We start from the raw sequence: 13,090 nt of genomic DNA on the forward strand, positions 1-13,090 counted from the left end.
AAGCTACGCGGGGCGGCCATTGTCGAGGATTTCCGCGCGGAGCTGTTCGAGCATGACGTTCTGATAACGCTCGATGGCTTTTCGCTCGACCGGGGAGAACTGCGCCAAGGTCTCGCGAAGGGCGTCGAAGGCCGACTCGAAGAGCGGTGCGAAGCGCTCCTCGGCCCCCGGCACGACCGCCACGAGGACCTTGCGGCGGTCCTCGGGATCGCGGACGCGACTCACCAGCCCGACCTTCTCGAGCCGGTCGATGACGCCGGTCACAGCGCCGGTCGAGAGGCCCGTCAGCTCCGCGATCCGCCCCGCGGTCAACGGTCCGCCCGATTGGATGACCAGGTCGAACGTCTTGTGGTCGGTGCCGGACAGGCCCATCCGCTCGGCGATCCTGGCGTGCCGGAGGACCGTCAGGGTGCTGCCCTGGCGACCCAATTCCGCGAAGCGGAAGAGCTCATCGTCGGTGACCGGGTAAGTCTTTTCCGTCACAGGCCCTCTTAGTTCGGCAACTGAACCACTCACTCGTCAAAGTATCGTAGCGAGCCGCTCACTTCGCGCGTTCCGGAGCTACTCTGGGCGTAATGACGGCAGTGGATCTCGGGTTTCCTCGCGTCCCCGGTACACGAGGGTCTTCTCGCGTGCCCAGGCCCGAGAACCCGCAACTCATCGACACCTTCGGCCGGGTGGCCACCGATCTCCGGGTTTCCCTGACGGATCGGTGCAACCTGCGCTGCACCTACTGCATGCCCGCGGAAGGCCTCGACTGGATGCCGGGCGATCAGGTGCTGACCGACGACGAACTGGTCCGCCTGATGCGGATCGCCGTCGAGCGGCTCGGCATCACCGACATCCGGCTCACCGGCGGCGAACCCCTGCTGCGGCCGGGCCTCGAAGACCTCGTCGCGCGGGTAACGGCCCTTTCGCCGCGGCCGAAGCTGTCCATGACGACCAACGGGATCGGCCTGGCCCGGCGCGCCAAGGCGCTCGCCGAGGCCGGCCTGAACCGGATCAACGTCTCGCTCGACACGATCGACCCGGAGCTGTTCGAGAAGATCACCCGCCGCGACCGGCTTTCGCACGTGCTGGCCGGCATGGCGGCCGCGCGGGACGCCGGGATGTCGCCGGTGAAGGTCAACTCGGTGCTGATGCGCGGCGTCAACGAGGCCGAAGCCGTGCCGCTGCTGAAGTTCTGCCTGGCCGAGGGCTACCACCTGCGCTTCATCGAGCAGATGCCGCTGGACGCCCAGCACGGCTGGAACCGCGGCGAGATGATCACCGCGGCGGAGATCCTGGAGAAGCTGGGCACCGCGTTCGAGCTGACCCCGTTCCCGGTCGCCCGCGGCGGCGCACCGGCCGAGCGCTGGCTGGTCGACGGCGGCCCCGGCGACGTCGGCGTGATCGCGTCGGTGACCAGGCCGTTCTGCGCGGCGTGCGAGCGCACCCGCCTGACGGCCGACGGCGCGGTCCGCTCCTGCCTCTTCAGCAACGACGAGACGGACCTCCGCTCCCTCGTGCGCGCGGGCGCGCGCGATGAGGAGGTGGCGGACGCCTGGCGGGCCACGATGTGGGGCAAGCTCGCCGGCCACGAGATCAACGACGCCGGATTCGCCCAGCCGATCCGGCCGATGAGCGCGATCGGCGGTTGAGATGACAACCCTGACCATCGTGGTCCGGTACTTCGCGGCAGCACGAGCCGCGGCGGGCGTCGACGAGGAGAAGGTGCAGCTGACAACGGGAGCCTCGGTCGCCGACGCGGTGACCGAGCTCCGCCGGCTGCACCCGGAGGGCCTGCCGCGGGTGCTGGACGCGGTCAGTTACCTGCTGGACGGGATCGCGGTCCGCGACGTCGGCCGGCTGCTGACCGACGGGGCCGAACTGGACGTCCTGCCGCCCTTCGCCGGCGGCTGAGGCTTCTCTACTAGTACTGACATGCGCGGGGTTGCCTGCGCATGTGGGGGCTTTCCCTCCGGCGCCCTGCGACCTGGCGTGCGTCGGTTCGGCGCGCCTTCCCCCGCACGGCAAGCCCCTCCCGGCGAGCCCTACTCGCCTGGCCAGCTCAGCCCGGGCCTCCGGCAAGCCCTTCCCAGCCCAGCTGAAGCCTCCAGGTAGCCCGCCCCCTGGCCAATCCAGCCGGGCAACTCCGGCGAACCCCTCCCCACCCGGCCGGCCCAGCCAGCCCAGCTGGAGCCCCGGCGAGCCCTGCCCGCCTGGCCAACCCAGCCGGACCATCCCGCCAAGCCCGCCCTGCCCCGCCGACCCAGCCGGACCTCTCCCAGCAAGCCCTCCCAGCCCAGTCGAAGCCCCCGGCGAGCCCTGCCCGCCTGCCCAACCCAGCCAGGCCATGCCGGGCGAGCCCCTCCCCGCCCGGCCCGCCCGGCCAACCCAGCCAGGCCACCCCGGCAAGCCCTCCCGCGCCCAGCCGGACCTCTCCCAGCGAGACCTCCCAACCCAACCCAGCCGAAGCCCTCAGCGAACCTGCCCGCCTGCCCCACCCAGCCGAGCCATGCCCGGCGAGCCCCTCCTCCCCACCCGGCCACCCCAGCCCGGGCCTCTCGGCGCCCCTCTCCCCGCCGTCTAGACCGGTTGCCCGCCCCCGACACGCCGTCCACCCGCCGGTGCGAGTTCGCCCCTCCCGTTCTTTTCGTCGCCGCTCGGGTACGGCAGCCGACCGCTCGCCGACCGCTCTTGCGCGCCCTCGGCGTGGCGCGTCATCAAATCCGGGTGTTCGCGAGAAGCTGATCCCAGCCCGCCGCAACGCCATCCGGTGACCCGTTTCGCCTGGTCGGTCGCGGTGCGTGGCCCTCAGCCAGCGTCACCGGCGACGGAAGTGGCTTCGGCCGTGGTTCGAAACCCCACTAACAGGTGGGACTGGTGTGACTCATGGGGCAAGTGGGGCTGGATTGTCAAGTCTGGCGCGCTCCCCGCACCAGCCATAAGATGCGCGCTTCTTTCGCTCGGCAGGGGGCGCGAATGGTCCATTCGCCGCGCGAATCACGTGATGCAAGCCTCACGATCCGTGTTTTATCTCGGCTAGGAAACGGCCAGATAACGGCCCGCTGACCTGCACAAACATGTGCATCGGTCAGGGTTGCGTGCTGTTACTGTGACGTAGGTCACGCCCCGAATAATTTCCGATCACGGCCATCGTTACGTACCGTCGCTTTTCGGTTGGCCCCGACCAGCCAGCACGACCGGGAATCCGTAGCGCCTAGCCCTGTCCAGCGGATCCCCGGACCCATACCCCGAGCGAAAGCATTTCCGGACAGGGACGAGGGGACGACGAAGACGCGACGTGCGTCGGACTCGTCTGCCGGTCTGAGACGGCCGGCGCCAGGACCCCGATCCTGACCCTCAGCACAGGCTCGTAGGCGCAGGGAAACCGAGAAGCATTCAGATGTCTTACCGAGGCAAGCACCGCAAGATGTCCGCTGCCACCCGCACCGTCGCTCGCGTCGCCATCGCGGGCATTGCGGTCGGCGCTCCCCTCGCGATCGCCGCGACCCCCGCGTCGGCGACCAACTGGGACGCGATCGCGCAGTGCGAAAGCGGCGGCAACTGGAGCATCAACACCGGCAACGGCTACTACGGCGGCCTGCAGTTCACGCAGAGCACCTGGAAGGCCTACGGCGGCACCGGCAACGCGCAGAACGCGTCCCGCGACCAGCAGATCGCCGTGGCCGAGCGCGTCCTGCAGGGCCAGGGCATCGGCGCCTGGCCGGTCTGCGGCAAGAAGGGCGGCGGCTCGTCGGCCCCCAAGGCCAGCGCGAAGACCAACACCACCAAGAAGGTGACCCCGAAGAAGAGCACGACCGCCCCGAAGGCGGCGGCGGCTCCGAAGGCGGCCCCCGCGGTGTCCGGTGTCAGCAGCTCGAACCCGGCCGGTGACTACACCGTCGTGGCGGGCGACACGCTGTCCAAGATCGCCAAGCAGTTCAACGTCCAGGGCGGCTACGCCAAGCTGCAGGACCTGAACGCGAAGTACATCCCGAACGCGGACATGATCCTCGTCGGGCAGAAGATCGCCACCAAGTGACGATCGCGCAGTGATGCGTAACGGCCTCGAGCCGTGACTCCGCCCAGCCCTCCACCGCCGATCCCCCGGGCGGTGGAGGGCTGAGTGGTTACCCGGGTTCACCGAGCCCGGATTCAGGCGGCTTCCGCCCGCTGCAGGGCTCAAGTTCGCCTCCGCGGCCAGCCGGCCCGCCGTCAGCGCGCCCGCCGCCGCGGCTTCGTCCACCACTTCGTTCGCCGCGCCGAAGTCCGACGCCGCGTGCGGACCCGCTCTGCCTTGCCTCACCGGCACCATCCATGTCCTGACCGACCCCGGTGTCCGCGAGCAGGTCATGCGGGCGTTCCCGCGCGAGGTGCCGATGTTCGTGAAGCTGAGCCTCGTCTTCCGGATCAGGGCGAGTTGACCCACTCGTCGGTGCCGTCGGTGAAGTGCTGGTGCTTCCAGATCGGCAGCCGCGCCTTGACCTCGTCCACGAGCTCCGCACAGGCCGAGAACGCCTGGCCGCGGTGCTCGGCCGCCACGGCGCACGCCAGCGCGACGTCGCCGATCGTCAGCGCCCCGACTCGGTGGCTCACCGCCACCGCGCGGACGCCGGTCCAGCGCACCGCCAGGTCCGCGACGACGTCCTCGATCACCTGGTTCGCGCTCGGGTGGCCTTCGTAGGTCAGGTCGCGCACGCCCTTGCCGCCGTCGTGGTCGCGGACGACCCCCGAGAAGGTCACGACCGCGCCCGCCGCGTCGTCCTCGACCAGGCGGGCGTGCTCGTCGACGGACAGCACGTCTTCGGTCACGAGCGCCCGCGCCACACGCACCGCCGGGCCGGCCGCCGCGGGCCGTGGGTGGTCGCCGCCGGCCAGCTGGTCGACCGCGTGGTCCAGGATGCCGTCCAGGACGCCCAGACCGTCCTTCACGCCGCCGCTGGAGCCCGGGAGGTTGACGACCAGGGTCCGCCCGGCCACGCCCGCGACACCGCGCGACAGCACCGCCGTCGGCACCTTCGGCAGGCCGGCCGCGCGGATCGCGTCCGCGACACCCGGCAGCTCGTGGTCCAGGACCCCGCGGGTGACGTCCGGGGTGCGGTCGGTCGGCGAGATGCCGGTGCCGCCGGTGGTGAGCACGACGGCGACGCCGTCCGCGAGCGCGGCCCGCAGCGCGACCCCGACCGGCTCGCCGTCCTCGACGACGACCGGCGCCGGCACGTCGTACCCGCGTCCGGCCAGCCAGGCGACGAGCACCGGCCCGGTCTTGTCCTCGTAGACGCCCTTCGCGGCGCGGTTGGACGCCACGATCACGCGCGCGCTGCGCTTCACGGCCGCTCCCAGGTTCCGGTCTTGCCGCCGTCCTTGCGGAGCAGGCGGACCTCGTCCAGCGTCGCCGCCGGGTCGACGGCCTTGATCATGTCGTGCACGGTCAGCCCGGCGACGGCCACGGCGGTCAGCGCCTCCATCTCGACGCCGGTGACGTCGGTGGTCTTCGCGGTCGCGAGGATCCGGACCTCGGCCTCGCCCAGCTCGAACTCGACCTTGACCCCGGACAGCGCGATCTGGTGGCACAGCGGGATCAGCTCGGGCACCCGCTTGGCCCCCATGATCCCGGCGATGCGCGCGGTGGCGAGCGCGTCGCCCTTGGGGAGGCCGTCGGTCGCGAGCAACCGGAGCACCTCGGCGGTGGTCCGCACGGTCCCGCCGGCGAGCGCGGTGCGCGCGGTGGCGGTCTTGCCGGAGACGTCGACCATCCGGGCGGCGCCGGTTTCGTCGACGTGGCTGAGTTCACTCACAAGCCGAGGCTACTTCCGGCGCGGCCGGGCGGGTCGGCGCGACCCCTTGATCCGGCAAGCGGGTGGCGCTGATCGTGCCCGCCCACCGCTGGGCCGGCAAGCTCGACGTCGACGACCGGTTCGCGGAGAACGCGACGAAGGTCCGCGAGACGGCGTCGGCCGAGCTGGACAGTGATCCGTGGCGCGACTGATCCTCGACACGGGAGTCCTGGTCGACGCGGCCCGGGAGCGGCTGCCGGCGGGGGCTATCGGCGATGACGATGACGTCGCGGTGCCGGCGTTGGTCGTCGCGGAGTATCGGGTGGGGCTGCTGCTGGACCCGAACCCGGCTCGGCGGGCGGCTCATGACGCGTTTCTGGCTGAGCTGCTGGCTGTTACTCCGGTCGTCGATTACTCGATGGGCGTGGTCGAGCACCATGCCGAGCTGGTGGCTCATCTGCAGCGGAGCGGGCAGGTGCGCCGGGCCCACGACCTGATCATCGCCGCGACTGCCCGGGCCACTGGGCTGGTTTTGGTGACCACGGATGAGCGCTCCCGGTTCGATGACCTTCCGGATGTCGAGGTGCGGTTGCTTCAGCGGAGTCGGTGAGGTCGGCCGGACTTCCGGCGCCGCCCGGGACATCGCTGCTCCAGGTTCGGTGCGCGCCAGCCCAGCTACCCCGGGCGGCAGTGGGCGAGAGCTGGAAGGCCAGCCCCTGGCAGAAGACGGTTGACTACAGCCGGAGCGCCCCACGGCGACCAGCGAACTCCTCAGCATGCGATCTCCCCCTGGTGAGTTGCGTCTCAGCCTAGAGAAGGGGAAGACCCCGGTCGTCCCTCCGAAGAACGATCCCGGGGCCCTCCGAAGTGAGGACTCAGCGCTCGGCGCGCACAGCCTTGCGGACGGCGTCGGCGACCGCCGGGGCCACCGCGCTGTCGAACACGCTCGGGACGATGAACGACGCGTTGAGCTTGCCGTTGTCCACGACGTCGGCGATCGCGTCGGCCGCGGCCAGCAGCATGTTGTCGTCGATGTTGTTCGCGTGCGCGTCGAGGAGACCGCGGAAGACGCCCGGGAAGGCCAGCACGTTGTTGATCTGGTTCGGGAAGTCGCTGCGGCCGGTCGCCACGACGGCGGCGTGCTTCTGCGCCTCCAGCGGGTCGATCTCCGGGTCCGGGTTGGCCAGCGCGAAGACCACCGCGTCGGACTTCATCGTCGCCACCTGCTCGGCACCGAACAGGTTGGGCGCCGAGACACCGATGAACACGTCGGCCCCGGAAAGCGCCTCGTGCAGGGTGCCGCTGACCTGCTGCTTGTTCGTGTGCGACGCGATCCAGGTGAGGTTGTCGTCGAGGTTGCCGCGCGCGGAGTGGACGATGCCGTCGATGTCCGCCGCGACGATGTCGCCCGGGTTCTTGCGCAGCAGCAGCCGGATGATCGCCGAGCCGGCCGCGCCGACGCCGCTGACCACGATCTTGCAGTCCTCGATGTTCTTCCCGACCACGCGCAGGGCGTTGCGCAGCGCGGCGACGACGACGATCGCGGTGCCGTGCTGGTCGTCGTGGAACACCGGGATGTCGAGCTGCTCGCGCAGGCGCTTCTCGATCTCGAAGCAGCGCGGGGCGGCGATGTCCTCGAGGTTGATGCCCGCGTACACCGGGGCCAGCGCCTTCGCGATCATGATGATCTCTTCGGTGTCCTGGGTGTCCAGGCAGACCGGCCACGCGTCGACGTCGGCGAACTTCTTGAACAGCGCCGCCTTGCCCTCCATCACCGGCAGCGCGGCGGCCGGGCCGATGTTGCCCAGGCCGAGCACCGCGGAGCCGTCGGTGAGCACGGCGACGGTGTTGCGCTTGATGGTCAGCCGGCGCGCGTCTTCGGGGTTGTTCGCGATCGCCTGGCACACGCGGGCGACACCCGGGGTGTACGCGCGGGAGAGGTCGTCACGGTTGCGGAGCGCGACCTTGGGCGTGACCTCGATCTTGCCGCCGAGGTGGATCAGGAACGTCCGGTCGGAGACCTTGCGGACCTTGACGCCGGGCAGCGAGTCCAGCGCCGAGGTGATGTCGTTCGCGTGGTTCTCCGACAGCGCGTTGGCGCTGATGTCGACCACGATCGAGTCCGAGTGCGACTCGACGACGTCGAACGCGGTCAGCACGCCGCCGACCCGCCCGACGGCGGTGGTGAGGTCACCGGCCGCGCTGGACGAAGCCGGGGCCTCGACCCGGACGGTGATCGAATATCCGGGACCGGGAACCGGCATGGCACTTACCCCCGCATGGGAATGGTGGCTGGGACGGGAGCGAACCTACTCCCGTGACCGCCCTCACGAGGGGCCGATACCGGTACTGACCAGTAACGTTACGGCCGGGTGTTGATCTCGGTCTCGGGGTGCACGTAGGGCACCGAGTCGAGCGGGAACGTGATGTCGCCGAACGGCGACAGCGAGCCCTGGCGGTCGGACGCGAGCTCGGTCACGGGGTGTTCGCCGGCCTCGCCCGGCCAGGTCGGGTCGACGCCCTTGTGCTTCTTCTCGCCCTTGGCCACAACGTCCTCCACAGCCGTGTTCAGTGTTCCGGGGACAGTCTGCCTGAGCCCGGGCGAGCTGTCGCACCCGCCCGGTACCCTGGTCTTCTATGCCCGCGACCTCCTTGGCGGACTGGCTGCGCGCGGAGTCCGACGGCGCACTCACCGAACTGCTCCGCACGCGGCGCGACCTGTCCACGCCCCCGCCCTCCGACAGCACGGTGCTGGCCACCCGGGCCGGCACGCCGGGCTCGGTCGCGCGCGCCTGCGAAGACCTCGACAGCTTCACCCTCGCCGTGCTCGAAGCCTGCTTGCTGGCCGGCGCGGACCGTGACCCGGTGCCGGTCGAAGACATCGCGAAGCTGGTCGGCACCGACGTCACCGAGCCGCTGACCCGGCTGCGCAAGCGGGCGCTGGCCTGGGGCTCCGACGACGCCGTGCGCGTGCCGCCCGCGGTCCGGGAGGCCCTCGGGCCGTTCCCCGCCGGACTGGGCGCTCCCTCGCCGTCGCTCGAGGGCGAGGACCTCGATGCCCGGCTCGCCGAGCTGCCCGACGACGAACGCGGGGTGCTCAACGCCCTCGCCGCCGGCCCGCCGATCGGCCGGACCCGCGACGCCGGGATCGACCTCTCGCTCGAGAAGGCCGAGACGCCGGTGCAGAAGCTGCTGGCCCGCGGGCTGCTGCTGCGCCGCGACGACCAGACCGTCGAGCTGCCGCGCGAGCTCGGCATGGCGGTGCGCGGCGGGGCCTTCGCGCCCGGGACGCTCACCGAGCCCGGTCTGCCGGTCCACCCGCACCAGCCGTCCACTGTGGACCAGGCCGCGGCCGGTGAGGCGATGGAGTTCCTGCGCCACACCGAATCGCTGCTGCGCGCGTGGTCGGCCGCGCCGCCGCCGGTGCTGAAGTCCGGCGGTCTCGGCGTGCGCGAGCTCAAGAAGCTCGCCAAGGACCTGGAGATCGACGAGACGCAGGCGACCCTGCTGGCCGAGCTGGCCGTGGGCGCCGGACTCGTCGCCGACAGCGAGGCGACCGCGCCCGAGTGGGTGCCGACGACGCTGACCGACTCGTGGCTCGCGTCGCCGACCGCGCAGCGCTGGATGACGCTGGCCCAGGCGTGGCTGGAGCTGCCGCGGCTGCCCGGCATGGCCGGCGGGCGCGACGCCAAGGACAAGCCGGTCGCGCCGCTGTCGGAGGAGCTGCGCCGCCCGCTCGCCCCGGTCGCGCGGCGGCGGGTCCTCGCGGCGCTGGCCGACCTCCCCGAGGGCGCCGGGGTGAAGAGCGTCGACGAGCTCGTCGCCGTGCTGGCCTGGCGGGCGCCCCGGCGCGGCGGGCGGCTGCGGGACGAGACCGTCCGCTGGACGATGGCCGAGGCGAGCGCGCTGGGCCTGGTCGGGCTCGGCGGCGTCACGACGGCGACGCGCGCGCTGCTCGCCGACGACCGGCCGGGTGCGGTCGAGGCGATCCTGGACGCGCTGCCCGCGCCGGTCGGCCACGTGCTGCTGCAGGCCGACCTGACGGTGGTCGCGCCGGGCCCGCTGGAGCCGGAGCTGGCCGCGGAGATGACCGCGGTCGCCGACGTCGAATCGGCCGGGCACGCGACCGTCTACCGGATCACCGAGACGTCCGTGCGGCGCGCGCTGGACACCGGCCGCACCGCCGACGAGCTGCACGCGCTCTTCAAGGCCAAGTCGGCGACGCCGGTGCCGCAGGGGCTGAGCTACCTGGTCGACGACGTCGCCCGGCGGCACGGCAGGCTGCGCGGCGGGGTCGCGGCGTCGTTCCTGCGCTGCGACGACGAGGCGCTGCTGGCCGAGGTGCTGGCCCACCCCGTCGCGGCCGAACACGACCTGCGGCTGATCGCGCCGACCGTCGTGATCAGCCCCGACCCGCTGCACGAGGTGCTCGCCGGGCTGCGCGCGGCCGGGTTCGCCCCGGCGGCGGAGGGGCCCGACGGCCGGGTCGTCGACATCCGCCCGGGCGGCAGGCGGCTGCCCGCGAAGGCGCGCGCGGCCCGCCGGAACCCCGGCGAGCAGGCGGTCCTCACCGAAGACCAGGCCACCCGGATCGTGTCCAACCTGCGCGCTGGCGACGCGGCTTCGGCCCGGCGCCGCGGCTCGGCGGTGCGCGCGCCGGTCGGCGGCGGCGCGGACACCTCGGCCACCCTCGAGCTGCTGTCCCGGGCGACGCTGGAGCGTCGTGAGGTCTGGATCGGCTTCGTGGACTCCCGCGGCACCGCCAGCCAGCGCGTGATCCGGCCGGTGCGGGTCGGCGGCGGGGTCCTCGAAGGCGAGAACAACGAGCGGTACTCCCTGCACCGGATCACCTCGGCGGCCATCGTCGAGGACTGATTCCGGTGAATCTCCACCGAAGCGCCCTCGCAGGTGGTAAGCCTGGTCCATGAAGCGGGGAACGCGGGTGACGGCGCTGGTGGCGGCGACGATCGTGAGCGGGGTGGGGTTCGCCGGCACGGCGAGCGCGGCCGGGCCACCGGTCTACTCGAAGTACACCGTCACCGGGACGACGCACATCGCGAAACCGGGCGCCGACCTGCCGCTGGGGCCGGGGCAGTTCGACATGTACACGCTCATCGGGTCCTACACCTTCTCCGGCACGATCACGCTGCCCCCGGTGAAGGTGACCAAGTCGGTGCCGGGGATCGGCAAGGTCAGCGGCACCGTCACGCTCGGGCCGGGCAGCGCCGAGGGCTCGGTGTTCGGCAGCTTCACCGGCTCGGCGACCTGGCCGGTCAAGGTGTCGGACGTGCGCGTCAACGGCGTCCCGTACGACGTCGGCGCGTCCTGCGGCACCGCGCAGCCGGTGACGACGGAGCTCGTGCCGGACGGCTTCGTCACCGGCAAGGGCGGCCGGCTGAACTCGACGTACACGATCGGCGAGTTCGCGAACTGCGGCTCGGCGACGCCGGTCGTCAACGCGGCGGTGCCGGGGCCGGGCAACACCCAGGCCCTCGACCTCACCTGGGGCTAGAGAGCGCGCAGGCCCGCCAGCACGCGTTCCATGAACTCGCGGGACGAGCGGTCCCCGAGGATCAGCTCGGTCTGGTGGATCAGCACGAGCCCGATGTCGGCCATGTCGCCGACCAGGATCTTCACCACGCCCAGCGGCAGCCGCAGGTGCGCGGCGATCTCCGCGACCGACCGGGTGTCCAGGCACAGGTCGCAGATCCGCCGGTGTTCGACCGAGCGGACCCCGCGGTAGCGGCGGCCGTCGTCGGACGTCGAGACCAGCGCCTCCAGCGCCAGGTTGTGGTCGGACCGCGTGCGCCCGCCAGTGCGGGTGTACGGGCGGACCCGCGAGTTCGCCGAAGCGACGGGCACCGGGCTCGCGACGCGGGCCGGCTCGTTCCAGGCCGGGTCCTCCCACGGTTCCGGCTGCGGGATCCAGCGGGTCTCCGGGTCCGGCGGGGGCGTCCACGACGGCGGGGGCGCCACCGGGGGCCGGGGGGCGGGCGGACGCGGGGCGAGCGGCCGGTGCTGGGCCGGGGCCGGGGGCCGCGGCGGTGCGGGCGGACGGGCGCCGCGCGGCGGGGTCCACGCCGGTTCCAGCGGCGGGGGCTCCGGCCGGTAGGTCCGCCCGTCCTGCCACTCGGGCTCGGCGGGGTCGTAGCCGTCTTCGGGGTACTGGGGCGAGTGCGGGCCCGCGTAGCCCTGCGGGGCGAACTCGCGCGACGCGGGCGGGTAGCCGTTGTCCGCGAACTCGCGCGGTGGCGCGGGCGGGTAGCCGTTGTCAGCGAACTCGCGCGGTGGCGGGGGCGGGTAGCCGTTGTCCGCGAACTCGCGTGGCGACGCGGGCGGATAACCGTTGTCGACGAACTCACGCGGCGGCGCGGGCGGGTAGCCGTTGTCGGCGTAGCGCGAGCGCTCGGCCGGGGGGTCGTGCCGCGGGTGGTCGTGGTGCGGGTAGCCGTCCTCGGCGAGGCGCCGGTGCCCACCCGTGTACTCGGCCTCCTCGTACTCCTGGCGGTCGTCGTACTCCTCGTCGTCCGCCGACGAGCCCCACTCCCGGGTGTCCTCGTCGGTGTACCCCTGCGGGTCAGCCTTCGGCCGCGCCGGCTTGCGCTTGGGCATGATCGTCGACAGCGTCGACATGTCGAACTTGCTGGGCGAATCAAAACCCTCGCGCTCGGTGCCGCGGTGCAGTGCGTCCCAGCCGCTGGAGTCCGGATCGTCGAATCCCGAAATCCTCATCTCGCCCTACCCACGCACGCCGCCCTGCAGCTGCGCGCGCAGCTCGGGGGTGATCTGCTGGCCGACCCGCTCGACGAGCAGGGTCATCTCGTAGGCGACCGTGCCGATGTCGCACGTCGGTGCGGCCAGCACCGCCAGCGACGAGCCGTCCGAAACGGACATCAAGAACAAGTAGCCGCGCTCCATCTCCACCACGGTCTGGTTGACGCCACCGGCCTCGAAGCAGCGCGCGGCCCCGAACGTCAGGCTGATCAGCCCGGACGCCACCGCGGACAGCTGTTCGGCGCGCTCCTGCGGCAGTCCTTCCGACGGCGCCAGGAGCAGGCCGTCCGCGGACACCAGGACGGCGTGCGCCGCACCCGGTACCCGGCGCACGAAGTCCGTGATGAGCCAGCCGAATGTGCCCTGGCCGGAAGCCGTCACTACTGCCCCTCCTTGCTCGTGCGGCATCGCGCGCCGCACCCCGGAGCACCCGGCACGACGGTTCGACGACGCCACCGTAAAGCGTATTCGCACCGCCGGTGGTGTCGAGTCCACCACGGGCCGGCCGGTGCGCACCCTACGTGTGCGCGTGGCCGCACTCCGCGCCGGCCCGG

General features: G+C 72.1%; 14 protein-coding genes. 7 read left to right on the top strand and 7 right to left on the bottom strand.

The window, feature by feature from the left end:
* Window positions 1–3: 3 nt before the first annotated feature.
* A complete protein-coding gene (locus AB0B33_RS35490; protein ID WP_247025486.1) occupies window positions 4–483 on the bottom strand; it encodes a MarR family transcriptional regulator in 480 nt (159 codons plus the stop codon).
* A gap of 149 nt (window positions 484–632) precedes the next feature.
* Here AB0B33_RS35490 and moaA point away from each other — a divergent pair, with 149 nt between their 5' ends.
* The 3 genes from moaA (at window position 633) to AB0B33_RS35505 (ending at window position 4,027) form a co-directional block, all read left to right on the top strand.
* Window positions 633–1,640 (top strand): GTP 3',8-cyclase MoaA, encoded by a 1,008-nt coding sequence (gene moaA, locus AB0B33_RS35495; protein ID WP_360780034.1) that lies wholly within the window; start codon window positions 633–635, stop codon window positions 1,638–1,640.
* Between the two features lies 1 nt (window position 1,641).
* Entirely contained in the window at window positions 1,642–1,902 is a 261-nt protein-coding gene (locus AB0B33_RS35500; RefSeq protein ID WP_360780037.1) for a MoaD/ThiS family protein, read from the top strand.
* 1,486 nt (window positions 1,903–3,388) lie between these two features.
* Entirely contained in the window at window positions 3,389–4,027 is a 639-nt protein-coding gene (locus AB0B33_RS35505) for a transglycosylase family protein (protein ID WP_281506219.1), read from the top strand.
* A gap of 368 nt (window positions 4,028–4,395) precedes the next feature.
* Here AB0B33_RS35505 and AB0B33_RS35510 read toward each other — a convergent pair whose 3' ends face one another.
* On the bottom strand, window positions 4,396–5,316 hold the full coding sequence (locus tag AB0B33_RS35510; protein ID WP_360780042.1) for a molybdenum cofactor biosynthesis protein MoaE: 921 nt from the start codon (window positions 5,314–5,316) through the stop codon (window positions 4,396–4,398).
* Window positions 5,313–5,783 (bottom strand): cyclic pyranopterin monophosphate synthase MoaC, encoded by a 471-nt coding sequence (gene moaC, locus AB0B33_RS35515; protein WP_247017887.1) that lies wholly within the window; start codon window positions 5,781–5,783, stop codon window positions 5,313–5,315. Before moaC ends, AB0B33_RS35510 begins: the two co-directional genes overlap by 4 nt.
* Window positions 5,784–5,845: 62 nt before the next feature.
* On the opposite strand from moaC, the gene AB0B33_RS35520 reads away from it, so the two are divergent.
* Both AB0B33_RS35520 and AB0B33_RS35525 read left to right on the top strand, forming a co-directional pair.
* The gene (locus AB0B33_RS35520) at window positions 5,846–5,974 is read left to right on the top strand and encodes a hypothetical protein (RefSeq protein ID WP_360780045.1); all 129 of its coding nucleotides are present in this window, start codon (window positions 5,846–5,848) and stop codon (window positions 5,972–5,974) included.
* Window positions 5,962–6,372, top strand: coding sequence for a PIN domain-containing protein (locus AB0B33_RS35525; protein WP_360780048.1), 411 nt, complete (start codon window positions 5,962–5,964; stop codon window positions 6,370–6,372). Before AB0B33_RS35520 ends, AB0B33_RS35525 begins: the two co-directional genes overlap by 13 nt.
* 265 nt (window positions 6,373–6,637) lie before the next feature.
* Here AB0B33_RS35525 and AB0B33_RS35530 read toward each other — a convergent pair whose 3' ends face one another.
* Complete coding sequence (locus tag AB0B33_RS35530; protein WP_360780051.1) at window positions 6,638–8,026, bottom strand: NAD-dependent malic enzyme; 1,389 nt, start codon at window positions 8,024–8,026, stop codon at window positions 6,638–6,640.
* A gap of 98 nt (window positions 8,027–8,124) precedes the next feature.
* Complete coding sequence (locus AB0B33_RS35535) at window positions 8,125–8,310, bottom strand: hypothetical protein (RefSeq protein WP_247017882.1); 186 nt, start codon at window positions 8,308–8,310, stop codon at window positions 8,125–8,127.
* A gap of 89 nt (window positions 8,311–8,399) precedes the next feature.
* Here AB0B33_RS35535 and AB0B33_RS35540 point away from each other — a divergent pair, with 89 nt between their 5' ends.
* Complete coding sequence (locus tag AB0B33_RS35540; protein ID WP_360780054.1) at window positions 8,400–10,637, top strand: helicase-associated domain-containing protein; 2,238 nt, start codon at window positions 8,400–8,402, stop codon at window positions 10,635–10,637.
* Window positions 10,638–10,686: 49 nt separating this feature from the next.
* Entirely contained in the window at window positions 10,687–11,274 is a 588-nt protein-coding gene (locus tag AB0B33_RS35545; RefSeq protein WP_360780057.1) for a hypothetical protein, read from the top strand.
* On the opposite strand, the gene AB0B33_RS35550 is transcribed toward AB0B33_RS35545, so the two are convergent.
* Window positions 11,271–12,494 carry a DUF742 domain-containing protein gene (locus tag AB0B33_RS35550; protein ID WP_360780060.1) on the bottom strand — a complete coding sequence of 408 codons (1,224 nt, stop codon included), beginning with the start codon at window positions 12,492–12,494 and terminating at the stop codon, window positions 11,271–11,273. The two genes, AB0B33_RS35545 and AB0B33_RS35550, sit on opposite strands and share 4 nt — an antisense overlap.
* 6 nt (window positions 12,495–12,500) lie before the next feature.
* Window positions 12,501–12,917 carry a roadblock/LC7 domain-containing protein gene (locus AB0B33_RS35555; RefSeq protein ID WP_247017874.1) on the bottom strand — a complete coding sequence of 139 codons (417 nt, stop codon included), beginning with the start codon at window positions 12,915–12,917 and terminating at the stop codon, window positions 12,501–12,503.
* Between the last annotated feature and the right edge of the window lie 173 nt (window positions 12,918–13,090).

Origin of the sequence: Amycolatopsis sp. NPDC049159 (assembly GCF_040648295.1) — a bacterium.
Taxonomy (GTDB): Bacteria; Actinomycetota; Actinomycetes; order Mycobacteriales; family Pseudonocardiaceae; genus Amycolatopsis; species Amycolatopsis pretoriensis_A.

Excerpts from the sequence above, each read along its gene's own strand:
- AB0B33_RS35500 (WP_360780037.1), top strand. The coding sequence starts at position 1,642 with ATGACAACCCTGACCATCGTGGTCCGGTACTTCGCGGCAGCACGAGCC.
- AB0B33_RS35530 (WP_360780051.1), bottom strand. The coding sequence starts at position 8,026 with ATGCCGGTTCCCGGTCCCGGATATTCGATCACCGTCCGGGTCGAGGCC.
- AB0B33_RS35540 (WP_360780054.1), top strand. The coding sequence starts at position 8,400 with ATGCCCGCGACCTCCTTGGCGGACTGGCTGCGCGCGGAGTCCGACGGC.
- AB0B33_RS35545 (WP_360780057.1), top strand. The coding sequence starts at position 10,687 with ATGAAGCGGGGAACGCGGGTGACGGCGCTGGTGGCGGCGACGATCGTG.
- AB0B33_RS35550 (WP_360780060.1), bottom strand. The coding sequence starts at position 12,494 with ATGAGGATTTCGGGATTCGACGATCCGGACTCCAGCGGCTGGGACGCA.
- AB0B33_RS35505 (WP_281506219.1), top strand. The coding sequence starts at position 3,389 with ATGTCTTACCGAGGCAAGCACCGCAAGATGTCCGCTGCCACCCGCACC.